This window comes from Lentilactobacillus parabuchneri DSM 5707 = NBRC 107865 (genome assembly GCF_001435315.1).
GTDB lineage: Bacteria > Bacillota > Bacilli > Lactobacillales > Lactobacillaceae > Lentilactobacillus > Lentilactobacillus parabuchneri.
This window is the reverse complement of sequence record NZ_AZGK01000003.1, coordinates 166,869-191,301: the sequence shown is the minus strand read 5'-3', so window position 1 is coordinate 191,301 and position 24,433 is coordinate 166,869. Positions and strand designations below refer to the sequence as shown.

23 protein-coding genes and 8 tRNA genes are annotated in these 24,433 nt (G+C 42.1%); 1 reads left to right on the top strand and 30 read right to left on the bottom strand.

Annotated elements, in window-relative coordinates:
• Position 1: 1 nt before the first annotated feature.
• From rplE to rpsL, 17 genes are all read right to left on the bottom strand, one after another.
• A complete protein-coding gene (rplE, locus tag FC51_RS04790; protein WP_057911020.1) occupies positions 2 to 544 on the bottom strand; it encodes a 50S ribosomal protein L5 in 543 nt (180 codons plus the stop codon).
• A 28-nt stretch (positions 545 to 572) separates the two neighbouring features.
• Positions 573 to 881 carry a 50S ribosomal protein L24 gene (gene rplX, locus FC51_RS04785; protein ID WP_057911019.1) on the bottom strand — a complete coding sequence of 103 codons (309 nt, stop codon included), beginning with the start codon at positions 879 to 881 and terminating at the stop codon, positions 573 to 575.
• A 30-nt stretch (positions 882 to 911) separates the two neighbouring features.
• A complete protein-coding gene (gene rplN / locus FC51_RS04780; protein WP_057911018.1) occupies positions 912 to 1,280 on the bottom strand; it encodes a 50S ribosomal protein L14 in 369 nt (122 codons plus the stop codon).
• 58 nt (positions 1,281 to 1,338) lie between these two features.
• Complete coding sequence (rpsQ, locus tag FC51_RS04775) at positions 1,339 to 1,605, bottom strand: 30S ribosomal protein S17 (protein ID WP_057911017.1); 267 nt, start codon at positions 1,603 to 1,605, stop codon at positions 1,339 to 1,341.
• Between the two features lie 24 nt (positions 1,606 to 1,629).
• Entirely contained in the window at positions 1,630 to 1,824 is a 195-nt protein-coding gene (gene rpmC / locus FC51_RS04770; RefSeq protein WP_008855795.1) for a 50S ribosomal protein L29, read from the bottom strand.
• Complete coding sequence (gene rplP / locus FC51_RS04765) at positions 1,814 to 2,248, bottom strand: 50S ribosomal protein L16 (RefSeq protein ID WP_014940334.1); 435 nt, start codon at positions 2,246 to 2,248, stop codon at positions 1,814 to 1,816. Before rplP ends, rpmC begins: the two co-directional genes overlap by 11 nt.
• A gap of 2 nt (positions 2,249 to 2,250) precedes the next feature.
• Entirely contained in the window at positions 2,251 to 2,916 is a 666-nt protein-coding gene (rpsC, locus tag FC51_RS04760) for a 30S ribosomal protein S3 (protein WP_057911016.1), read from the bottom strand.
• 3 nt (positions 2,917 to 2,919) lie between these two features.
• Positions 2,920 to 3,276 (bottom strand): 50S ribosomal protein L22, encoded by a 357-nt coding sequence (gene rplV, locus FC51_RS04755; RefSeq protein ID WP_054747196.1) that lies wholly within the window; start codon positions 3,274 to 3,276, stop codon positions 2,920 to 2,922.
• Positions 3,277 to 3,294: 18 nt separating this feature from the next.
• Positions 3,295 to 3,570 carry a 30S ribosomal protein S19 gene (gene rpsS, locus FC51_RS04750; protein ID WP_057911015.1) on the bottom strand — a complete coding sequence of 92 codons (276 nt, stop codon included), beginning with the start codon at positions 3,568 to 3,570 and terminating at the stop codon, positions 3,295 to 3,297.
• Between the two features lie 51 nt (positions 3,571 to 3,621).
• Positions 3,622 to 4,461 (bottom strand): 50S ribosomal protein L2, encoded by an 840-nt coding sequence (rplB, locus tag FC51_RS04745; RefSeq protein ID WP_057911014.1) that lies wholly within the window; start codon positions 4,459 to 4,461, stop codon positions 3,622 to 3,624.
• A 32-nt stretch (positions 4,462 to 4,493) separates the two neighbouring features.
• Positions 4,494 to 4,781, bottom strand: coding sequence for a 50S ribosomal protein L23 (rplW, locus tag FC51_RS04740; protein ID WP_013728502.1), 288 nt, complete (start codon positions 4,779 to 4,781; stop codon positions 4,494 to 4,496).
• On the bottom strand, positions 4,781 to 5,404 hold the full coding sequence (gene rplD, locus FC51_RS04735; RefSeq protein WP_057911013.1) for a 50S ribosomal protein L4: 624 nt from the start codon (positions 5,402 to 5,404) through the stop codon (positions 4,781 to 4,783). The genes rplW and rplD overlap by 1 nt, the downstream gene beginning before the upstream one ends.
• Before the next feature lie 17 nt (positions 5,405 to 5,421).
• Positions 5,422 to 6,057 (bottom strand): 50S ribosomal protein L3, encoded by a 636-nt coding sequence (gene rplC / locus FC51_RS04730; protein ID WP_057911012.1) that lies wholly within the window; start codon positions 6,055 to 6,057, stop codon positions 5,422 to 5,424.
• A gap of 27 nt (positions 6,058 to 6,084) precedes the next feature.
• On the bottom strand, positions 6,085 to 6,393 hold the full coding sequence (rpsJ, locus tag FC51_RS04725) for a 30S ribosomal protein S10 (protein WP_013728505.1): 309 nt from the start codon (positions 6,391 to 6,393) through the stop codon (positions 6,085 to 6,087).
• 372 nt (positions 6,394 to 6,765) lie between these two features.
• Positions 6,766 to 8,868 (bottom strand): elongation factor G, encoded by a 2,103-nt coding sequence (gene fusA, locus FC51_RS04720; RefSeq protein WP_057911011.1) that lies wholly within the window; start codon positions 8,866 to 8,868, stop codon positions 6,766 to 6,768.
• Positions 8,869 to 8,948: 80 nt separating this feature from the next.
• Positions 8,949 to 9,419, bottom strand: coding sequence for a 30S ribosomal protein S7 (rpsG, locus tag FC51_RS04715; protein WP_020281102.1), 471 nt, complete (start codon positions 9,417 to 9,419; stop codon positions 8,949 to 8,951).
• A gap of 56 nt (positions 9,420 to 9,475) precedes the next feature.
• Positions 9,476 to 9,889, bottom strand: a complete 414-nt coding sequence (rpsL, locus tag FC51_RS04710) for a 30S ribosomal protein S12 (protein WP_013728508.1) — start codon at positions 9,887 to 9,889, stop codon at positions 9,476 to 9,478.
• A gap of 243 nt (positions 9,890 to 10,132) precedes the next feature.
• On the opposite strand from rpsL, the gene FC51_RS04705 reads away from it, so the two are divergent.
• Positions 10,133 to 10,822 (top strand): prepilin peptidase, encoded by a 690-nt coding sequence (locus tag FC51_RS04705; RefSeq protein ID WP_057911010.1) that lies wholly within the window; start codon positions 10,133 to 10,135, stop codon positions 10,820 to 10,822.
• 64 nt (positions 10,823 to 10,886) lie between these two features.
• Here the strand turns inward: FC51_RS04705 and rpoC are convergent, their stop codons facing one another.
• From rpoC to serS, 13 genes are all read right to left on the bottom strand, one after another.
• Positions 10,887 to 14,549 carry a DNA-directed RNA polymerase subunit beta' gene (gene rpoC, locus FC51_RS04700; protein WP_057911009.1) on the bottom strand — a complete coding sequence of 1,221 codons (3,663 nt, stop codon included), beginning with the start codon at positions 14,547 to 14,549 and terminating at the stop codon, positions 10,887 to 10,889.
• A 17-nt stretch (positions 14,550 to 14,566) separates the two neighbouring features.
• A complete protein-coding gene (gene rpoB, locus FC51_RS04695) occupies positions 14,567 to 18,184 on the bottom strand; it encodes a DNA-directed RNA polymerase subunit beta (RefSeq protein WP_057911008.1) in 3,618 nt (1,205 codons plus the stop codon).
• 242 nt (positions 18,185 to 18,426) lie between these two features.
• Positions 18,427 to 20,922 (bottom strand): ATP-dependent Clp protease ATP-binding subunit, encoded by a 2,496-nt coding sequence (locus FC51_RS04690; protein ID WP_057911007.1) that lies wholly within the window; start codon positions 20,920 to 20,922, stop codon positions 18,427 to 18,429.
• A gap of 15 nt (positions 20,923 to 20,937) precedes the next feature.
• Entirely contained in the window at positions 20,938 to 21,405 is a 468-nt protein-coding gene (locus tag FC51_RS04685; RefSeq protein ID WP_057911006.1) for a CtsR family transcriptional regulator, read from the bottom strand.
• A gap of 408 nt (positions 21,406 to 21,813) precedes the next feature.
• Positions 21,814 to 21,887 (bottom strand) — tRNA-Pro (locus tag FC51_RS04680).
• Between the two features lie 60 nt (positions 21,888 to 21,947).
• Positions 21,948 to 22,021 (bottom strand) — tRNA-Pro (locus tag FC51_RS04675).
• A gap of 26 nt (positions 22,022 to 22,047) precedes the next feature.
• Positions 22,048 to 22,121 (bottom strand) — tRNA-Arg (locus tag FC51_RS04670).
• Between the two features lie 45 nt (positions 22,122 to 22,166).
• Positions 22,167 to 22,238, bottom strand: a tRNA-Gly gene (locus tag FC51_RS04665).
• A 4-nt stretch (positions 22,239 to 22,242) separates the two neighbouring features.
• Positions 22,243 to 22,316: transfer RNA gene (locus FC51_RS04660), tRNA-Thr, on the bottom strand.
• A 33-nt stretch (positions 22,317 to 22,349) separates the two neighbouring features.
• Positions 22,350 to 22,431, bottom strand: a tRNA-Leu gene (locus FC51_RS04655).
• Positions 22,432 to 22,452: 21 nt separating this feature from the next.
• Positions 22,453 to 22,525 (bottom strand) — tRNA-Lys (locus FC51_RS04650).
• A 3-nt stretch (positions 22,526 to 22,528) separates the two neighbouring features.
• A tRNA-Val gene (locus FC51_RS04645) sits at positions 22,529 to 22,601 on the bottom strand.
• Positions 22,602 to 23,017: 416 nt separating this feature from the next.
• A complete protein-coding gene (serS, locus tag FC51_RS04640) occupies positions 23,018 to 24,301 on the bottom strand; it encodes a serine--tRNA ligase (RefSeq protein ID WP_057911005.1) in 1,284 nt (427 codons plus the stop codon).
• Positions 24,302 to 24,433: the final 132 nt, after the last annotated feature.

The following is a 24,433-nucleotide window of genomic DNA, read 5'->3' as shown; positions in this document are numbered from 1 at the left end:
CTTATCTTGCAAATGGCATACCGAATTGAGCCAATAATTCATGTGATTCTTCATCGGTATTTGCTGTAGTTACGATTACAATATCCAAACCTCTAACACGGTTAACGTTATCATAATCAATTTCAGGGAAAATCAACTGTTCACGAACACCCAAAGTATAGTTACCACGACCATCAAAGGCTCTGGTACTTACACCATGGAAATCACGAACTCGAGGTAATGAAACGTTGACTAACTTGTCTAAGAAGTCATACATTCTGTCACCACGAAGTGTAACCTTGGCACCAATTGACATACCCTCACGTAATCTAAATCCGGCAATAGATTTCTTGGCTTTCGTAACCAATGGCTTTTGACCAGAAATCAAAGCTAATTCAGAAACAGCTTCGTCAAGGTTCTTAGCGTTTGTAACGGCATCACCAACACCCATGTTAAGCACGATCTTATCGATCTTAGGTGCTTGCATAACTGATTTGTAGCTAAATTTCTCCATCATGTGTGGGGTAATTTCGCTGTTGAATTTTTCTTGTAAACGACTTGTCATTTAAAAGGTATCCTCCTTTCGTTAGTGGTTAATCGATCGCTTTTTGCGATTTCTTTGAGTATCGAACTTTTTTACCATCTTCAACTTTGATCCCAATTCGAGTTGGTTCGTTGGTTGATGGGTCAATTAGCATAACGTTTGATACGTGGATTGGTGCTTCAGTATCAACAATGCCACCTTGTGGGTTGGCTTGAGAAGCTTTTTGATGCTTCTTTACTTTGTTGATTCCTTCAACAATCACACGATCCTTTGAAGCGATAGTTTTAGTAACTGTCCCTTCCTTACCTTTGTCCTTACCACTAATAACACGAACTTTGTCACCAGTTTTAATGAACATCTACGGCACCTCCTTATATCCTGGTTGTGATTAAAGTACTTCTGGGGCTAATGAAACAATCTTCATGAAGTTGTTATCACGTAATTCACGAGCAACCGGGCCAAAGATACGAGTGCCTTGGGGACTCTTGTCATCACGGATCAGAACTGCAGCATTTTCGTCAAAGCGAATGTATGAACCATCGTTACGACGTGTAACAGCTTTTGTACGAACAACAACAGCCTTTACAACATCACCCTTTTTGACAACGCCACCTGGTGTTGCTTGTTTAACAGTAGCAACAATAGTATCACCAATACCGGCATACCTTCTGGTTGAGCCACCTAAAACCTTAATAGTTAACAATTCTCTTGCACCTGAGTTGTCGGCAACTTTTAATCGACTTTCTTGTTGAATCACAGGTATATCCTCCCTTCATTATTGGATCGAATACGATAATAATGATAATTAAGTAAAGTTAAATAATAACTGCTTTTTCAACAATCTTAATCAAACGGAAACGCTTTGTCTTTGACAATGGACGTGTTTCCATGATTTGAACAAGATCACCGGTTTTAGCTTCGTTATTTTCATCATGGGCAGTGAATTTCTTTGAGTATCTAACACGCTTACCGTAAGTTGCATGCTTCTTGTAAGTTGAAACTTCAACAGTAATTGTTTTATTGCTCTTATCAGAAACAACGCGTCCTTGATAAACCTTACGCTGGTTACGTTCTTCAGCCATTAATTATACCTCCCTTATCGTATTCTATTTGTTCAGTTCTTGTTGACGAAGTGCAGTCTTGATGCGCGCAATGTTCTTACGAACTTGCTTCAAGCGTGCAGTATTCTCCAACTGGCCAGTGGCTAATTGGAAACGAAGATTGAACAATTCATCTTTGTAATCTTTTTCTTTATCAATCATTTGAGCAGTGGTTAACTTACTGATATCTTTAGCCTTCATTTGATTCGCCACCTACTTCCTCACGTTCTATGATCTTGGTACGAACAGGAAGTTTGTTTGATGCAAGGCGTAATGCTTCATGGGCGGTTGCTTTATCAACTCCACCGATTTCGAACAATACCTTACCACGCTTAACTGGTGAAACCCAGCCAGCTGGTGTACCTTTACCATTACCCATTCGAACTCCGACACCTTTTTCAGTATATGACTTGTGAGGGAAAATCTTAATCCAAACCTTTCCTCCACGCTTCATATGACGGGTCATCGCTACACGACATGCTTCGATTTGACGGTTTGTAATCCAATGTGAATCAAGGGCTTGTAAACCATATTCACCGAAAGTAACCGTCTTACCACCTTTGGCAGTACCACGAAGCTTGCCACGATGTTCACGACGATGCTTTACACGTTTAGGTACTAACATGTTTATTTCCCTCCTTTTGCAGCTTTGCTGTCCTTTGGCTTGTCAGGGAGAACTTCACCACGATAGATCCAAGTTTTTACACCAATTGATCCATAAGTAGTAAAAGCTTCAACCCATGAGTAGTCAATATCTGCTCTTAAAGTATGCAAAGGAACAGTTCCATCTGAGTAAGATTCAACACGAGCCATGTCAGCACCGTTAAGACGACCAGCAACCTGGGTCTTAATACCTTTGGCACCTGCACGCATTGTTCTTTGCATTGACTGACGCATTGCACGACGGAACGCAACACGGCCTTCCAATTGACGGGCAATGTTTTCACCAACTAATTTAGCATCCAAATCAGGTTTCTTGATTTCGATAATGTTGATGTGAACTCGTTTGCCAGTGAGATCGTTAAGCTCTTTACGGAGATTTTCAACCTCTGATCCACCTTTACCAATAACCATTCCTGGCTTAGCAGTATGAATCGAAACATTAACGCGATTTGCAGCACGTTCAATTTCAATAGTAGAAACAGACGCATTAGCAAGACGCTTCTCTATATATTTACGAATTTGTAAGTCTTCTTTTAAGTAAGCTGCATAGTCTTTACCTGCATACCACTTAGCTTCCCAGTCGCGAATGATTCCAACTCGTAAACCATTAGGATTTATCTTATTACCCACGCGTTATCCCTCCTCTTTTTCTGATACAACGATTGTAATGTGACTTGTCCGCTTGTTGATTGGTGATGCAGAACCTTTGGCACGAGGACGGAACCGCTTAAGGGTTGCGCCTTCATTGACAAATGCTTCACTCACAAACAAGTTTTCACTATCTAAATCAAAATTGTTTTCTGCGTTAGCAACTGCAGATTTAAGTACTTTAGAAACTACCGGAGAAGCACCGCGGGGTGTGAAATCCAAAATTGCGGCTGCTTCAGCAACACTCTTACCTCTGATAAGATCAACTACAAGACGGACCTTACGTGCGGCAATGCGAACAGTTTTGGCAGTTGCTTTTGCTGATGTAACTTGTTCAGCCATTTGTTATCCTCCTTGTTTTTAAACAGTCTTCTTATCGTCGGTTCCATGACCATGGAATGTACGAGTTGGAACGAATTCACCAAGCTTGTGACCTACCATGTCTTCTTGAACATAAACTGGGACGTGCTTACGTCCATCATAAACAGCAAATGTATATCCAATAAAACTTGGGAAAATCGTTGAGCGTCGTGACCAAGTCTTGATAACTGACTTCTTTTCTTGGTCTTTTTGAGCGTCTACTTTTTTGAGTAAATACTCATCGGCGAATGGTCCCTTTTTCAAACTACGACTCATTTTGCAACCTCCTCTGCACACAAATTAATTGTAATTAATAAGTGCGTTCTATTACATCTTCGATCCTTTACGACGACGAACGATAAATTTGTTCGAACGTGCTTTCTTAGAACGAGTCTTCTTACCAACTGTCTTCTTACCCCATGGTGATAATGGTGATGGAAGTCCAACTGGCGCTTTACCTTCACCACCACCATGAGGGTGATCGTTAGGGTTCATTACTGATCCACGAACGTGAGGACGTTGGCCCTTGTAACGTGTACGACCAGCCTTACCAACATTTACTAATTCGTGTTCTTCATTACTTACTGAGCCAATTGTTGCTCGGTTTGTGCTGAGAATTAAACGAACTTCACCTGATGCAAGACGAACAAGTGAATACTTGCCATCACGACCAAGCAATTGAGCTGAAGCACCGGCTGAACGAACAAGCTGTCCACCCTTACCAGGCTTCAATTCGATGTTGTGAATAATTGTACCAACTGGAATATTTGAAAGTGGAAGTGTGTTACCTGGTTTGATATCTGCTTCAACACCGGATTCAACCTTATCTCCAACTTTTAATCCTTTTGGTGCAATAATGTATGATTTGATTCCATCGGTATAAACGATTAAAGCAATGTTTGCAGTCCGGTTAGGATCGTATTCAATGGCTTTAACAGTTGCTGGAACGCCATCCTTGATTCGCTTAAAATCAATGATACGGTATTGGTTTTTGTTACCACCACCACGGTGACGAACAGTCATATGACCATAGTTATTACGGCCGGCTGTTTTGCTCTTTGATTCAAGCAAAGACTTTTCAGGCTTACTTTTTGTGATTGAGCTGTAGTCTAAACTTGTCATATTACGTCTACCATTGCTGGTTGGCTTATATGTTTTAATGGCCAAAACGTTTTCCTCCTAATTTAGAGATTAAGAAATTATTCTTCGTTGAATAATTCGATTTCTTTTGAATCTTCAGTCAAAGTAACGATTGCCTTACGACGCTTTTTAGTGTAACCGGCATATCGACCCTGACGCTTTAATTTACCGCGAACATTCATAATGTTTACTCGGACAACCTTAACATCAAAGATGTCTTCGATAGCCTTTTTAACTTGGGTCTTAGTTGCTCGTAAATCAACATCGAATGTGTAGGTCTTATCGTCCATCTTACTGGTTGTTTCTTCAGTAATAACTGGGCGTAAAATAATATCACGTGATTCCATTATGCGAGCACCTCCTCTACTTGAGAAAGAGCAGCTTTCGTAATGACAACTTTGTCATGATCAGCAACGTCCAAAGTGTTAATACCCTTAGCAGGTACTACTTTGACATTTTCCAAATTACGAGCTGATAAAACAGCTTTTTCGTTGTCGTCTTCCAAAACTACTAATGTCTTAGTTGAAACGTCTAATTTGTTTAACAATTCGGCAAATTCTTTAGTCTTAGGTGCATCAAACTTTAAAGTATCAACAACGACTAATTTGTCATCGGAAACCTTTTCTGATAACACTGACTTCAATGCCAAACGTGAAACCTTCTTAGGCAAACGGTATGAGTATGAACGTGGAGTTGGTCCGAAGACAATTCCACCGCCTCGCCATTGTGGTGAACGAATAGAGCCTTGTCGTGCTCTACCAGTACCCTTTTGACGCCAAGGCTTCTTTCCACCGCCACGAACTGCTGAACGGTTCTTAACAGAATGTGTTCCTTGACGTAAAGAAGCACGTTGCATAATAATTGCATCGAACACAACGTTGTTGTTAGGCTCGATACCGAAGATACCGTCATTCAATGTAACAGTACCATTCTTACTTCCGTCTTGTTTGTATAATGCTACGTCAGTCATCTATGGTTGCCTCCCTTCTACTTTTTTGAGCCGTGAACGGCACTTCTAATTGTAATAAATGATTTATTTGCACCAGGGACATTACCCTTGATTAAAAGAACGTTGTTGTCTGTATCAGCATTAACGATCTCTAAATTTTGAATAGTAACAGTCTTGTTACCCATTCTTCCAGGCAATTTCATACCAGGAACAACTCGGTTAATAATTACACCAAGAGAACCCGGACGACGGTGATAACGAGAACCATGAGTTTCTGGTCCACGTGATTGGCCGTCTTTATGAATGTTACCTTGGTATCCATGACCTTTTGTGGTTCCAGTTACATCAACGATGTCTCCTGGTTTAAAGATATCCGCCTTAACTTCATCAGATACTTTATAATCTCCCAGCTCAACATCTTTGATTTCTTTAATGAAGCGCTTAGGAGTCGTGTTTGCTTTCTTTGCATGACCTTGTTCTGGCTTGTTAGTAAGCACAGTACGCTTGTCTGCATAACCTAATTGAACTGAATCGTAACCATCATTTTCAACGGTCTTGATTTGCATAATGACATTAGGCGTCACTTCTACAACAGTAACTGGTACTAATTCACCGTTGTCAGTGAAGACTTGCGTCATTCCAACTTTCTTTCCTAAGATTCCTTTTCTGGTCATGAGTACACCTCCGATATATTGTATTTACTATAGTTTGATTTCAATGTCCACACCGCTTGGCAGGTCGAGCTTCATTAATGAGTCGACAGTCTTTGGTGTTGGATTTAAAATATCGATTAATCGCTTGTGAGTTAAGATTTCAAATTGCTCACGAGAATCCTTAAACTTATGTGGTGAAGCTAAAACCGTGTAGATTGTACGATCAGTTGGCAATGGAATTGGACCTGAAATAGTAGCTCCAGTTCTTTGCGCAGTTGCAACAATCTTGTCTGCGGATTGGTCTAAGATACGATGCTCGTATGCCTTCAACCGAATTCGAATTTTTTGTTTTGCCATTGTGTTCCCTCCTTCGTCTATTTTGAAAATAGGACTAACTCCGTGAAAATTACCGCCAAACCCATGGCAAAGCATCCGGGTGTGTCGCAACCTTTCACATCAAAGCTAATACAAACTCGTTTAGGGCAAACTTATCCCTAAAAACAAGTACTCAAATAGTGTACTAAAAAAAGCCGCACAAAACAAGTGTAAACAGCAATAAATTCAATTTGTAATATTTCTGTTACGAAACAACCTGTTCAAACAATTTTATTTAATGACTAAATGAGCGTAACTGACTTCAATCTATTTATTATAAACGCATTTTGTTGATTCAACAAACAAATTTATAAAAAAAGAGACCGGAATTAAAATTCCGATCTCTTAACTGAATTAATCTTCGGCTGGTTGATTTCCACCATTCTTCTTGATAATTTCAGCTTGAATACTCTTTGGAACTGGCTCGTAGTGATCAAAGGTCATTGTAAATGTACCACGACCTTGTGATGCAGAACGAAGCGTTGTTGCATAACCAAACATTTCAGCTAATGGGACGAATGAATGAATAACTTCAGCACCGCTTCGGCTTTCCATTCCATCAACACGTCCACGTCTAGCAGTTACTTGGCCCATAATGTCACCCATGTATTCTTCAGGGACATTAATATCAACTTTCATGATTGGTTCCAAGATAACAGGTGCAGCGGTCTTAGCAGCATTACGAAGCGCGATTGATGCAGCTACCTTAAATGCAGCTTCACTAGAATCGACTTCATGATAACTACCATCATATAACTTGGCTTTCAAGTCAATCAATGGATATCCGGCAAGGACGCCGTTTGCCAATGATTCTTTCAAACCTTGTTCAACGGCTGGGATGTATTCACGAGGAACAACACCACCAACGATGGCATCTTCGAATTCAAATCCTTTTCCTTCTTCGTTTGGCGTAAATTCAATCCAAACATCACCATATTGACCTTTACCACCAGACTGACGAATGAACTTACCTTGAGCCTTGGTTGTTTTAGTGAATGCTTCACGATATGAAACTTGTGGGGCACCAACAGTGGCTTCAACGTTAAATTCACGTTTCATACGGTCAATGATGATATCCAAATGCAACTCGCCCATTCCGGCGATTAATGTTTCACCGGTTTCAGGGTTAGTCGTTGCTTTAAAGGTTGGATCTTCTTCAGATAACTTTTGAAGCGCAACGTTCATCTTGTCTTGGTCAGCTTTGGTCTTAGGCTCAACGGCAACCTGAATAACTGGGTCAGGGAATTCCATTGATTCCAAGTGAAGTGGGTGATCAACATCAGTCAATGAATCACCGGTTGTGGTGTTCTTCAAACCGATAGCTGCCGCAATATCACCAGAGAATACTTCTGGAATTTCTTGACGGTGATTTGAATGCATTTGAAGCAAACGTCCAACACGCTCACGCTTATCTTTAGTTGCGTTCAAAATGTAAGAACCTGATTCAAGGGTACCTGAGTAAACACGAATATAAGTCAAACGACCAACGAAAGGATCGGTTGCAATCTTGAATGCCAAGGCGGCAAAACTTGCGTCATCATTAGCCTTCAATTCGATGTTTTCACCGGTTTCAGGGTCAGTTGCTTTATAAGGCTTAACATCAAGTGGTGATGGCAAGTAGTCAATAACTGCATCCATCAACATTTGAACACCCTTGTTCTTGAAAGCTGAACCAGCCAGCACTGGGAACAATTCCAAGTTCAAAGTTGCTTTACGAATAGCAGCCTTAATTTCAGGAACTGGGATCTCTTCACCTTCCAGGTATTTGTTCATGATATCGTCATCAACATCTGCAAGGTCTTCGATCAATTGGGCACGGCGCTTAGTGGCTTCTTCTTTATAGTCATCTGGAACGTCAACTGTATCCCATTCAGTACCAAGCTTATCTTCATCATAAAGATCAGCTTTCATTTCAATAAGGTCAATAACCCCTTCGAAAGCATCTTCGGCACCAATTGGCATTTGGATAGCAAGAGGCTTTGCATTCAAACGATCTGCAATTGACTTAACTGAAAAGTCAAAGTCTGCACCAAGCTTATCCATCTTGTTAACAAAAACAATACGGGGAACGTCATAGTCGGATGCCTGACGCCAAACAGTTTCTGTCTGTGGCTCTACACCAGCTTGACCATCTAAAACGGCGATCGCACCATCCAAAACACGAAGTGAACGTTCAACTTCAACAGTGAAATCCACGTGTCCTGGGGTATCAATGATATTGATACGGTGGTCTTTCCATTGTGCCGTTGTAGCGGCAGAAGTGATCGTAATCCCACGTTCCTGTTCTTGGGCCATCCAGTCCATTTGTGAAGCACCATCATGGGTTTCACCAATTTTATGAATTTTACCGGTATAGTACAAGATACGTTCAGTAGTCGTGGTCTTACCAGCATCGATATGGGCCATAATCCCGATATTACGAGTTTTTTCTAGTGGAAATTCTCGTTTGTTAGCCATTGTGTAACTCCTTCCGATTCGTACAAAAAGTGGCTAAATCAGCCACTTATTAGTTTGAGCTGTTGAGAATAAAGTTGATATTACCAACGATAATGTGCAAATGCACGGTTGGCTTCAGCCATTCTATGTGTGTCTTCACGCTTCTTAACTGAAGCACCCGTATTATTAGCGGCATCCATGATTTCACGTGCAAGACGTTCAGTCATCGTATGCTCACCACGTGAACGAGCGTAGTTAACGATCCAACGTAAGCCCAATGTGGTCCGACGATCTGGTCGAACTTCGATTGGAACTTGGTAGTTAGAACCACCAACACGACGAGCCTTAACTTCAAGGACCGGCATAACGTTCTTCATTGCTTCTTCGAATACGTCAACTGGTTCGTTGTTGGTTTCTTTCTTAATGATGTCAAAGGCACCATATAAAATTTGTGATGCAGTTCCACGTTTACCGTCTAACATCAAACGGTTGATTAAACGGGTTACCAATTTTGAGTTATAAATTGGATCAGGAAGTACTTCCCGCTTTTGAACATTTCCTTTTCTAGGCATTTCGTTATCCTCCTCATGATTCTATAAAACTAAATATTTAGATTGCATTAGTAAGATTATTCTTTAGGCTTCTTTGTACCGTATTTTGAACGTCCTTGACGACGGTCTTGAACACCGGCAGTATCAAGAGCACCACGAATAACGTGATAACGAACACCAGGTAAATCCTTAACACGGCCACCACGGATCAAAACAACACTATGCTCTTGTAAGTTATGACCAATACCTGGAATGTAAGCCGTAACTTCAATTAAGTTAGACAAACGGACACGGGCATATTTACGTAAAGCTGAGTTAGGCTTCTTTGGTGTCATAGTACCAACACGGGTTGCAACACCTCGTTTTTGAGGGGCTGGAACAGTAACTTGCTTCTTCTTGAAACTATTGTAAGCATAGTTTAAAGCTGGTGACTTTGATTTTGAAGTTCTAGAATGACGTCCTTTACGGACCAATTGGTTAATTGTAGGCATCTAAAAAGTTCTCCTTTCAAATTTTCAATGTAAGTCCACACATCCAGGCGGTTCTTTTTTATGTAAAAAGAAATGTGTACCGCCCAACACTTTTTGTCATATACAGTCAGCATGTCTGAATATTTCAGGAATCTGTCACAAAAAGCACCTTGTCTAATTTATCATGACTAACCGTTTGTGTCAATGAATCGGGATAAATAATTTTTCGCCAAAATACGTACCTAACATATAGAGGTAAAAAATATGATAATCATACAATTTTTGCTGGGTGCAAGCCTGGCGTCCTTTTTTAATTTAGTTGCGTTAAGAGACGCTCGGGGCGAGTCGATTGTCCGGCCACGATCGCATTGTGACACTTGTCAGATGCAATTAGCTGCTTATGATCTCATTCCTGTGCTCAGCTACATTATTTTAATAGGAAAGTGTCGGTACTGCAAGTCATCTTTATCAGCAACGTTTTTCTTCAACGAGTTGATGCTTGGAATCGCATTGGCTTCACTCAACATCCAACACACAAATTTCCCGTTCATGTTGTCATTGATCATGATGGCGTTTCTAAGTTCATTCGACTTGGTCCAAAAGCAGGTTCCGACTTGGGGAATCCTTGGATTATTTTGTATTTGTTTGTTGCTAATTGCCCATCCCCTCACACAAATTGGTCCTGCTTTTGTAATCTACCTTGTTGTTCAACTGATTAATCAGAAAAAGCACTGGGTCGGTGCTGGCGATTTGGATATTTACTTTTGCTTGTGGTTAATTTCAAGTGTCCTATTTTTATTATGGACAACGTTTATTGCCTGCATTGCCGCACTCGTTTATTTGATTGTTGCCCCATGGCCCAAGGACTCAAAGATTCCATTTGTCCCATTCATTTCAGTTGGATACTTTGTCACATTTCAATTTCAGTCAGTCTTACTGCCACTTATTTCATGACATCAAAAAAAGGATTTCACCGCAATTGGTGAAATCCTTTTTTGATTAATTTGGTTAAGTTCGATTACTTCGTTGTTTTGCTCTTACTAGCATCTTCAGCTTTCATTTTCTCTTCAAGCTCGCTAATTGAGTAAACACCATCAGTTGATGAGCTACCAATTTCTTCAGGCTTAATTCCACGGTAATCTGGCATTCCAGTACCAGCAGGAATTAATTTACCAATGATAACATTTTCCTTCAAACCAACAAGTGGGTCATTTTTACCACGAATAGCAGCATCAGTAAGCACACGAGTTGTTTCTTGGAATGATGCGGCTGACAAGAAACTATTGGTCTCAAGGGCAGCTTTGGTAATTCCAAGCAAGACAGGTCGAGCTGTCGCTGGGATTCCACCAGTTACAACTGTATCTGCGTTACTATTCTTGAAGTCATTGATGTCCATTAAAGTACCAGGTAAAACATCAGTGTCGCCAGGATCCATGATGCGGACCTTACGAAGCATTTGACGAATCATGATTTCCACATGCTTATCAGACACTTCAACACCTTGCATACGGTAAACTTTTTGAACTTCATGCAAGAGATAGTTTTCAGTTGAAAGAACGTCACGAACTTTTAACAATTCCTTAGGGTCAACAGAACCTTGGTTCAATGCAGAACCACGGTGGATGAAGTCGCCTTCAGCAACTTTCATTTGAGCGGTAATTGGAACCGTGTAAGTCCGAGTATCAGATTCACCTTTAACAGTGATTTCCTTGGTTCTTTCAGCAGGGTTTTCTTCGATTGATTCAATTGTCCCAGTAACTTCACTGATCTCAGCTTTACCTTTTGGATTACGTGCTTCAAAAATTTCTTGAACACGAGGAAGTCCTTGGGTAATATCGGCGTTACCAGCAACACCACCAGTATGGAAGTTACGCATGGTCAACTGGGTACCGGGTTCACCGATTGATTGAGCGGCAACAGTACCAACAGCTTCTCCAACTTCAACTTCGTCTCCGGTAGCTAAGTTACGACCATAACATTTTTCGCAGACACCATGAATCGTGTTGCAAGTAAATGCTGAACGAATGGTTACTTCCTTAATTCCAAGATCATCGATTTGTTGAGCTTGGCCTTCAGTAATCATTGTATTGGCAGCGACAATGACGTCACCAGTCTTCGGATTCTTAACCGTCTTATGCGCATAACGACCAACGATTCGGTCGTAGAGTGGTTCAATCATTTCATTACCTTCAGTGATTGCACTGATTGTAAGGCCACGATCGGTTCCACAGTCTTTTTCACGGACAATGACGTCTTGAGCAACATCAACCAAACGACGAGTCAAGTATCCTGAGTTGGCAGTCTTAAGGGCAGTATCAGTCATACCTTTACGGGCGCCATGGGTTGAAATAAACATTTCCAACACAGTCAAACCTTCACGGAAGTTTGAAGTGATTGGCAATTCCATGATTTCACCGTTAGGAGCCGCCATCAATCCACGCATACCGGCAAGCTGAGTAAAGTTTGAAATGTTACCACGGGCACCGGAGTCACTCATCATGTAGATAGGGTTTTGTGGATCTTGTTCAGCCATCAAACGCTTCTGAATTTCATCCTTGGCGTCATTCCAGATACCAATAACACGTTCATAACGTTCATGATCGGTAATCAAACCACGACGGAACTGTTTTGTCACCATGTCCACTTTCTTATGGGCATCGTCAATAAGTTCCTGCTTTTCAGGCAATTGGGTGATATCAGTAATCCCAACAGTTAAGCCGGACTTAGTTGATTCGTTGTATCCAAGATCTTTCATCCGGTCAAGGAAGAATGAGGTTTCAGTTACCTTATAGCGCTTGTAAACTTCGGCAATGATGTCACTTAAATACCCCTTCTTGAATGGTGGAACCAACGCAGCATTTTTAAGATGCTCATGGATATCTTCACCAGCTTCAAGGAAGTACTTGTCGTCAACAAAATTGTTCAAATTAGTTTCAGTTGGTTCGTTAATATATGGGAAGTCCTCTGGCAAAATCGTGTTGAAGATAATCTTACCAACAGAAGTTACCAAAATTTTATCCAACTGTTCCTTAGTAAACGTCTTCTTAGGATAAGCAGATGCCTTAATTCCAACTCGCGTATGCCAATGAACGATTCCATTCTTATAAGCTAATTGGGCTTCTTCAGGTGAATTAAAGATCATGCCTTCACCTTCACGGCCTGCTTCTTCCATGGTCAGGTAATAGTTACCAATAACCATATCCTGAGATGGTGTTACAACTGGTTTTCCATCCTTAGGTGCAAGGATATGGCCAGCAGCCAACATCAGCAAACGTGACTCAGCTTGTGCTTCGTCAGATAAAGGAACGTGAATGGCCATTTGGTCCCCATCAAAATCGGCGTTGTAAGCTTCACAAACCAACGGATGAAGACGCATGGACTTACCACTAACCAAAACAGGTTCGAAGGCCTGGATTCCCAAACGGTGAAGTGTAGGAGCCCGGTTCAACAGAACTGGGTGTTCCTTAATAACATCTTCCAAAACGCTGAAGACATCGTCGTCTTGACGTTCAATTTTACGCTTGGCGTTCTTAATGTTGGAAGCCAAATTGCGACCAACCAATTCTTTCATGATAAATGGCTTGAATAATTCCATGGCCATTGGAACTGGCAATCCCATTTGGTTCATCCGAAGATGAGGCCCAACATCAATAACTGAACGACCTGAATAATCGACACGCTTACCAAGCAAGTTCTGACGGAATCGTCCCTGCTTACCTTTAAGCATGTGAGAAAGTGATTTCAGTGGACGGTTACCAGGACCTGCAACCGGACGGCCACGACGGCCATTATCGATCAAGGCATCAACGGCTTCTTGAAGCATCCGCTTTTCGTTTTGAACAATAATGCCAGGCGCGTTCAAATCGAGTAACCGCTTCAAACGATTGTTACGGTTGATTACTCGACGGTACAAATCGTTCAAATCGGAAGTGGCAAAACGGCCACCTTCAAGTTGAACCATTGGACGTAAGTCAGGTGGAATAACTGGAATTGCATCCATTACCATCCATGAAAGTTCATTTCCGGACTGAACAAATGCTTCCAAGATATCCAAACGACGAACGGCACGGGTCCGTTTTTGACCCGTTGCGTTCTTTAATTCGTCCTTTAATTCAATGACTTCCTTGTTGACATCAACATCATCCAACAAGGTCTTAATTGCTTCAGCACCAATTTGTGCGGAGAAACGAGGACCATATTCCTGCTTCTTTTCACGGTATTCACGTTCTGAAAGCAACTGCTTCTTTTCCATAGGTGTATTACCTGGTTCGGTGACAACGTATGAAGCGAAGTAAATGATTTCTTCAAGCGCACGGGGGCTCATATCCAATACAAGACCCATTCGGCTTGGGATTCCCTTGAAATACCAGATGTGGGTAACTGGCGCTGCTAATTCAATATGGCCCATTCGTTCACGACGAACCTTTGAACGCGTCACTTCAACACCGCAGCGGTCACAAACGATTCCCTTGTAACGGATCCGCTTGTATTTTCCACAGGCACATTCCCAGTCCTTGGTAGGACCAAAAATTCGCTCATCAAACAAACCATCTTTTTCTGGTTTTAAAGTTCGGTAGTTAATGGTTTCAGGCTTTTTAACTTCACCATATGACCAGCTACGAATCTTATCAGGAGAGGCTAGTCCAATCTGCATACTTTCGAATTTATTAACATCGACCACTAGTTTGACCTCCCATTCTAGTCATTACTATTGTTAGCGTTGGTTGATTTGGATGGTGCTTCAACCTTCTCGTCTGCCTGTTTGTTGGCTTGGTCTTCTTGTTCCTTCTTCTTGTCGGCTAACTTGCTTAATGCATCAACGTTAACCACGTCATCGTCATCATCAAGATCTCGCAATTCGATTTCTTTATGACTGGAGTCAAGAACTTTCATATCAAGGCCTAATGATTGCAATTCTTTAACAAGCACACGGAATGATTCAGGAACACCCGGCTTTGGAATTGGCTCACCCTTCACAATGGCTTCGTAAGTCTTGACACGACCAACAACGTCATCGGATTTGTAAGTCAAAATTTCTTGAAGTGTGTAAGCAGCACCATATGCTTCAAGTGCCCAAACTTCCATTTCACCAAAACGCTGGCCACCAAACTGTGCTTTACCACCAAGTGGTTGTTGTGTAACCAATGAGTAAGGTCCAATTGAACGTGCATGAATTTTATCATCAACCATGTGGGCAAGCTTGAGGTAATGCATGACACCAACGGCAATCTTCTTGTCAAATGGTTCACCGGTACGGCCATCATACAGGATGTATTTACCATCTGAAGGCATTCCGGCTTCTTTAACAGCATCCCAAATATCTGAATCTCGGGCACCATCGAAAACAGGAGTTGCAACGTGGATTCCCAGCTTACGAGCAGCCATTCCCAAATGAAGTTCCAGAACTTGTCCGATGTTCATACGAGATGGAACACCCATGGGACTCAACATAATGTCCACTGGTGTGCCATCAGGTAAGAATGGCATGTCTTCTTCTGGAATCACAACGGAAACGGTACCCTTGTTACCATGACGGCCTGACATCTTATCACCAACTTGAATCTTACGCTTCTGGGCGATGTAAACACGAACCATCTTGTTAACACCAGGTGAAAGTTCATCACCGTTTTCACGAGTGAAGACCTTAACATCTTGGACAATACCGCCACCACCATGAGGAACTCTCAATGATGTATCACGGACTTCACGTGATTTTTCACCAAAGATAGCATGCAGCAAACGTTCCTCAGCTGATAATTCAGTGACACCCTTAGGCGTTACTTTACCAACTAAAATGTCGCCATCATGAACTTCGGCACCAATCCGTACGGTCCCGTCTTCATCAAGGTTCTTCAAAGCATCTTCACCAACATTAGGAATTTCCCGAGTCATTTCCTCAGGTCCTAATTTGGTATCACGGGTTTCTGATTCGTACTCTTCAATATGAATTGAAGTGTAGACGTCGTCTTTAACCAACCGTTCGCTAATTGCGATGGCATCTTCGAAGTTGTAACCTTGCCAAGTCATAAATGCAACAACGGGGTTTTGACCAAGTGCCAATTCTCCGCCTTCCATTGATGGACCATCAGCTAAGATTTCGTCGGCATCAACGTGATCGCCAACCTTAACGATAGGGCGTTGGTTGTAGTTTTTACCGCCATTTGAACGACGGAACTTCATTAATTTATATTTATCAAGGGTCTTGTCTTCACGACGAATGCGGATTTCACGTGCATCGACGTATTCAACAGTTCCCGGGTTCTTACAAATGAGTGCAACACCGGAATCATGGGCAGCCTTGTATTCGATACCAGTACCAACAAGTGGTGCATGAGGATCAATCAAAGGAACCGCCTGACGCTGCATGTTGGCACCCATCAGGGCACGGTTGGAGTCATCGTTTTCCAAGAAAGGAATACATGCAGTGGCAACAGCAACTACTTGCTTAGGAGAAACGTCCATGTAGTCAACTTTGTCGATACTAATTTCGATGTTGTTTGATTGATGACGCGCCATAACGATCTTATTAACAAACGAACCATCATCGTTCAATGGTGAGTTAGCCTGCGCAATAACAAAGTTATCTTCTTCGTCAGCAGTCAAATAGTCGATCCGATCGGTAACCTTGTGGGTTGTCCAATCAACACGACGGTATGGTGTTTCGATGAAACCATACTTGTTAACCCGCGCATAACTGGACAAACTGTTAATCAATCCAATGTTAGGACCTTCAGGTGTTTCAATTGGACACATCCGGCCATAGTGGGTGTAGTGAACATCTCGGACTTCATATCCGGCACGGTCACGGGTTAAACCACCAGGTCCAAGGGCAGACAAACGACGCTTATGCGTTAATTCACCAAGCGGGTTGGTCTGATCCATGAACTGTGACAGCTGTGATGAACCAAAGAACTCTTTGATTGATGCAACAACTGGTCGAATGTTAATCAATTGTTGAGGTGTCACTGTAGAAGTATCCTGAATTGACATTCTTTCACGAACAACTCGTTCCATCCGTGATAAACCAATTCGGAATTGGTTCTGCAGCAATTCACCAACTGAACGAATTCGACGGTTACCCAAGTGATCGATATCGTCGATTGAACCAATGCCTTCTTGAAGGTTAAAGAAGTAGTTCATCGAAGCAATCACGTCAGCAGGTGTAATGTGTTTGAAGCTCAATGGAATATTGTCGTTTCCGATAATAGGAACAACCCGATCAGGATCGTTAACGGATTGAACCTTCACGATTTGAACGGTCATTGGCTTCGTCACAACAGCTTCATCTGATGGGTTAAAGGTATAAGCTTTAAAATCATCGTTATCAAGGTAAGGTGCGAGATCTTTCATCACATCTTTAGACACAACCGTGCCCTTTTGTGCAATGACTTCACCCGTATCAGGGTCAGCTAAAGTCTCAGCTAACGTCAACCCTAATAAACGGTTCTTCAAACTTAGCTTTTTATTGGTCTTATAACGGCCAACTGGTGCCATGTCATAACGCTTTGGATCAAAGAAGCGTGCAGTTAACAAGCTTCTTGATGAATCAGCAGTCTTAGGCTCACCTGGACGTAGTCGCTCATAAATATCTTTTAATGACTCTTCAACACGAGAATCATCGGTATCCTTATGAACATCCTTTTCCAAGGTCAGACCCAAACTGTCGTTGTCGCCCAAGATGTCAATGATTTCAGAATCACTGCCAAATCCGAGGGCACGAATCAATTCGGTTAAAGGAATTTTTCTAGTTCGATCAATTCGAACATACGCAATATTTTTTGCGTCGGTTTCAAATTCAAGCCAGGCACCTCTGTTAGGAATCACAGTTGTACCGAATGAATCACGGCCATTCTTATCTTTGTCTGCGTGGTAATAAACGCCGGGTGAACGAACCAATTGTGAAACAATAACCCGTTCAGCACCATTAATAATGAATGTCCCTTGATCAGTCATTAATGGAAAATCGCCAAAGAATACATCTTGAGTCTTGATTTCGCCAGTCTCGTGATTGGTTAATTTCAGCTTAATGTGAAGTGGCGCCGAATAATTCGCCTCGTGTTCACGTGCCTCGTCGACAGTGTACTTTGGTGTTAACAATTGATAATCAACAAACTCTAAAGAAAGCTTGCCCTGGAAATCGTCGATTGGCATAATGCCGTCGAAGGTTTCTTTAAGTCCCTCATGTAAAAACCAGTTGTAAGAATTAGTCTGGATTTCAATCAGGTTCGGTAAATCAAGCACTTCTTTAATTCGTGCATAACTTCGTCGGGTACGGTGTTTTCCATATTTAACTAAATGTCCTGCCAAGTTTTTCACCTCTCCAAAATTCCGGAATCGAAATGTTACAGTTTGATTACAAATGCACTTTTTAGCACATTTATCCGGGTTCAGGGCAAAAAAAATCCAAAAACAAGATCATCTTGCTTTTGGTTTTTTATGCAGGCCAACCCGGACAATAGATCGCGTTGACCATTTCGATTCACAACAAATACAGTTAAAAGAATAACAATTTATTAACTTAAAGTCAACCCTTTTGACTAGTGCGTGCCGAATCGCAATTATTTTTTATCTTTAACCAGTGTTTTGGTTTCAGGTTTTTTAACTGAAATCGTAATTTGATTGTTTCGTCCACCAACTGTGACTGAATCACCAGGCACAATTTCTTTGGATAATAACTTGGCGCTTAAATTATCTTCCAATTCAGTTTGAATTGCCCGACGAATTGGACGAGCACCGTATTCGGGATCAAATCCGCGTTTGGAAATAATTCCAATGGCAGTCTTGGTAATCTTAATGTCGATTCCTTGGTCATGAATTCGCTTGATAACCGGCTTAGCCATCAGGTAAACAATTTGATCAAGTTCTGCCTTCGTCAATGAGTGGAAGACAACCACTTCATCAATTCGGTTCAAGAATTCAGGACGGAATCGTTGTTTAAGGGCAGCTTGGATCGTGTCCTTCATGGCAGCGTAGCCTTCCTTGGCATCTTCTTGACCAAAGCCGACTGTCTTCTTGTCTCGAAGCGTCGTTGCCCCCAAGTTGGAAGTCATGATAATAACGGTGTTTCGGAAGTCAATCTTTCGACCCTTGGCATCCGTTAAGTAACCATCATCAAGAACTTGAAGCAACAGGTTAAAGACGTCTGGATGGGCCTTTTCAACCTCATCAAATAAGACAACCGAGTATGGCTTTTGACGAACCTTTTCAGTTAACTGGCCACCTTCATCGTAACCGACGTATCCAGGTGCTGAACCAATCAATCGACTAGTCGAGTACTTCTCCATAAATTCACTCATGTCCACTCGAATGATGTCTTCTTCTGAGCCAAAGACTGCTTCGGCAACGGCCTTGGCAAGTTCAGTCTTACCAACACCAGTTGGGCCGAGGAACATAAACGAACCAATTGGTCGGTTCGGATCTTTCAAGCCGCTTCGAGCTCGTCGAATTGAACGCGATACGGCAGAAATTGCCTCTTCTTGGCCAACGACTCGTTTGTGAAGAACTTCTTCCAAGTTGACCAAACGATCAGCTTCGGTACTGCTTAAACGCGTCACCGGAATTCCCGTCCACTCGCCGACAATTTCGGCAATGTCTTGAGCTGTTTCCTTGACTGGATAATGAGCTTCTTCATTGGTATCATCGTCAGCATCGTCGTCACTGGCTAATTCATCTTGAAGTTTATTGGTTTGTTTTCGAAGTGTGGCTGCTTTTTCGTAATCTTGGGCAACCAGTGCTTCATTTAACTGTGACAATAAATCAGACAACTTTTTATGGTCATCAGCGACATCGGAATTTTGTAAGTGATCAATTCGGACTTTGGCCGCTGCTTCATCCATTAAATCAATGGCTTTGTCGGGTAAAAATCTGTCACTAATGTATCGGTTGGACAGGTTCACAGCCGCGTCAATTGCTTCATCAGTAATTTCAACGTGATGGTGTTGCTCGTACTTTGGACGCAGTCCCTTAAGAATCTCAACGGTTTCATCAGTCGTTGGTTCATCAACCATAACCTTGGCAAATCGACGTTCCAAGGCGGCATCAGATTCAATGTACTTTTGGTATTCGTCGAGTGTGGTTGCCCCGATTAATTGCAGTTCGCCACGGGCCAAGGCAGGCTTCAAAATGTTGGAAGCATCAATCGCGCCTTCAGCACCACCGGCGCCAATCAAAGTATGCAGTTCATCAATGAAGAGAATGATATTGCCATCTTGATAAATTTCATCAATCACTTTTTTTAAGCGGTCTTCAAATTCACCACGGTATTTGGTTCCGGCAACCAATGAGCCCATATCAAGCATCATTAAACGCTTTTTGGCCATATCACCAGGAACGTCGCCGTTGACAATTCGTTCTGCCAATCCTTCAGCGATCGCCGTTTTACCAACCCCGGGTTCACCGATTAAGACCGGATTATTCTTAGTCCGGCGGGCCAAAATTTGGACAACCCGCTTTACTTCAAGGTCTCGGCCAACTGTTGGGTCGAGCCGATCTTGTCGGGCCATTTCCGTGAGGTCACGGGCCAGTGAATCGATGGTTGGTGTCTTTGAGTCGGCAGGCTTTTGTTGACGGCCACGCTGTTTGGAAGCCATGTTTGAGGCCATGGAGCCGCCGCTAATACCCATTTTTCGTAAAGTTACTTTTCTAATTTGTGAAAGGTCCAGTCCCAAATTAATTAAAATTCGGGATGACAAAATCGTCTCGTCAGTCAGTAATGAAAGCAAAATATGCTCTGTACCAACTTTTGGGACACCATTTTTCTTGGCAAATTCGCCAGCTTGAGCTAAAACTTCTTTGGCTTTAGGAGAGTATGGCAGATAATCGTTGCTACTAAGATCCTTGAGGTTACCGTAGCCGGCAAAGCGCTCTACTTCTTCAGTTACATCTTCTGCAGTCACTGAGAACTGTTGAAGGGCTTTATAAGCAATTCCATTTGTTTCGATCAACAATCCTAACAACAGGTGTTCAGTTCCAATTGCCTGATGTTTAAATTTCTTGGCTTGTTCCTGAGCAATGGTCAAAACGTTCTTAGCACTTGGCGTAAATAAATTATTCATAGATACCCTCGCTTTCTATCGTTCATATCGCAGTCGATTCAAAATGGATACCATAATGTTGGCGCGTAAAATATCCGTTAGATCGCTGTTGTTTAAATCAATTGCATCCTTGTCAATCGCTGCTAATATGATACTCACCTCGCGACGATTAATTAATTCATTATTATATAACGTTTGGACGATGGTTTCACTATCCCGCTTCGATAATTTATTACCAATTGCGGCAATCAGAGAATTCAACACATCGATGTCATCTAATAAATGAACTTTCTCTATTCTAATGTAGCCGCCACCGCCACGTTTACTTTCCACGATATAACCATTTTGGATCGTAAAACGAGTATTGATAACATAGTTAATTTGGGACGGTACAACGTCAAATAAGCCAGCGATTTCGGAACGACGAATTTTAACTTGTTCGTTGTCAGCAAGTATTTCTTTAAGATAGTGTTCAATTAAATCAGAAATATTTTCGTCCGCCATTTAATCACCCAATTCTTTGACTAATATTGACTATTATTATACGAATGTGGGAATAAAGTGCAAGGAAAGTGTTTCAGAGTGCGAAGCAAACTGGTTAGCTACTAGGCATTTCATGGCCGTCGGAGCATTAGTGTCATAACAGCCGTTAACGCGATTTTGCGTTAACGGCTGTTATTGGACTAAGCGGAGAAAGCTGGTTTGCTTCGCACGTTTCCACTAGGTGATAAAAGAACCTAAAATGACATTTACATCAACCAATAGTGCGCAGCAAACCGCATAATGACTGGACGCTACACCCCATTTGCGGTCGCCGATCACGAGACAAAACAAAAAGGCCAAGACCCATGACAGGTCCCGCCCTTTGCAATGCTAGCTATTCATTCTTATATGTATCAAGCCACAAAAAAATCGGGAAAACAAGATTTGAACTTGCGACCCCTACGTCCCGAACGTAGTGCTCTACCAAGCTGAGCTACTTCCCGATGATTAAGTACTATTGAATTAACAATATCAATATATCACAAAATCTATGTTGAAAAAAGTCGGGAAGACAGGATTCGAACCTGCGACCCCCTGGTCCCAAACCAGGTGCTCTACCAAGCTGAGCTACTTCCCGAAAAAATAGTTGATGGCAATAAAAAATGCACCCAGTAGGAGTCGAACCTACAACCTTCTGATTCGTAGTCAGACACTCTATCCAATTGCGCTATGGGTGCATAATAAGTATTTAATTAGTGAGCCTCAATCAAAATCCTGATTGAAGCGGAAGACGGGATTCGAACCCGCGACCCCCACCATGGCAAGGTGATGTTCTACCACTGAACTACTTCCGCAAAATGCCGACTAGACGATTCGAACGCCCGACCTCTTCATTACTAGTGAAGCGCTCTAACCAACTGAGCTAAGTCGGCAAAACAATATAGTTGATAGGCATCTAGTACCTATGCGGGCGAAGGGATTCGAACCCCCACGTCATAAGACACTAGAACCTAAATCTAGCGCGTCTGCCAGTTCCGCCACGCCCGCATTGTTTGAAAAAACTGGCAATGAGCCGTGGCAGTCTCGAACTGCCGACCCTCTGATTAAAAGTCAGATGCTCTACCAACTGAGCTAACGGCTCATATGGAGGATACAGGGATCGAACCTGTGACCTCCTGCTTGTAAGGCAGATGCTCTCCCAGCTGAGCTAATCCTCCATGTATCTTGATGGTATTAATTGGTAGCAACATCATCAACACAACTATTAAATTTTACAATACCAATGAATTCAAGTCAAGCTGAATTTTTAAAAATTGTAAATCAGTAACAGTTGATTAACAACGTCTTTTTCCGACAAAAAATATTATATCCTATCCAGCAAAACAATGCTAGTCCAATTTTCAATTTCTTGTTAATTTTTCGATTTTGTCCACATTTCAATGTAAAAAAAGAGCGAAAGGCCAAAATCGCCTTTCGCTCTTTTCCTCGATGTGTCACGGGTCAACGACACATCAAGATGATCAGGGAAATGATGCCAGTCAACTTGACCGGGGAAGTCAAATTAACCAACCGTAACTCAGACACGTGAAGGATGTCTGGGTTACATTTAATAAATACGCAAATCATGACCCAATTATTTTTGTTTTTCGATTTTTGTCATACCATGCATGTATGGTCGTAAGACTTCTGGGATTGTCACTGTCCCATCTGGATTTTGGTAGTTCTCCAAAATAGCGGCAACCGTTCGGCCGACAGCTAAACCAGAGCCGTTCAAAGTGTGCACAAAATGAAGCTTACCATCTTCATCACGATATTGGATGTGAGCGCGCCGTGCTTGGAAATCAGTACAGTTGGAACAACTTGAGATTTCTCGGTACTTGTCTTGAGCTGGGAACCAGACTTCCAAATCATGTGTCATTGCTGCCGTAAAGCTCATGTCACTGGTCGTTAGCGTGATGACGTGGTAGGCTAATCCCAATTTTTGCAAATTAACTTCAGCTTGGTGGGTAATTTCTTCCAATGCCTTCCACGAATCTTCCGGCTTGGTAAATTTAACCATTTCAACCTTGTTAAATTGATGCAGACGAATTAACCCTTTGGTGTCGCGGCCAGCACTTCCGGCTTCTGAGCGGAATGCTGGTGATAACGCAGTCACTGAAACCGGCAGCTTTTCAGTTGGGATGACTTCGTTTCGATAGTAATTAACCAGCGGAACTTCAGCCGTTGGAATCAGGGTTAGATCACTGTCTTGAATTTCGTAGCCAGCCTTGGTCTCGAGGAACTTAGGAAATTGACCGGTGCCAAACATCGAGTCGTCGTTCACCATATATGGTGGGATCACTTCGGTATAACCGGCAGCGGTATTTTGATCGAGATAAAAATTATAAACCGCTCGTTCCAGTAATGCGCCATCGCCGATGTAGTAAACAAATCGGCTTCCGGATACTTTCGCAGCCCGTTCAAAGTCAAGAATTCCTAACTCTTCACCGATCTCCCAATGATGTTTGGGTTTGAAATCAAATGACGGAATCTGGCCAACCTTTCGAAGCTCAACCGATCCTTCTTCAGTCAGCGAAACTGGAACCCCATCGTGTGGAATATTTGGTAAGTGAGCGGCTAAGTTGTTTTCATCGTCTTCGATTTTTCGCAGTTGGTCATCGAGAGTTTTTATCTTTTGGCCAACCTGCTTCATTTGATTAATCGCTTCAGATGCGTCTTCCTTATTACGCTTTTTTTGAGAAATTTGATCCGAAACATCATTTCGCTGTGCCTTCAGTGACTCTGATTCAACAATTAAGTCCCGGCGCTTGGCATCAAAGCTCAGTAACTCATCAATTGTTTCCGGTTTGACGCCACGGGTCGCCAACTTTTCTTTGGTAAAATCCGGATCTTTACGAATCTTCTTAATATCTAACATTTCAATTCCTCCTTAGAATATACAAAAGGACCCCTCGTCACTGGGACGAAGGATCCTTTTCGCGGTACCACCCAAGTTCTCGACTGTCGTCAAGCTCTCAAAGTATGATAACGGCATACACCGTGCAGCATT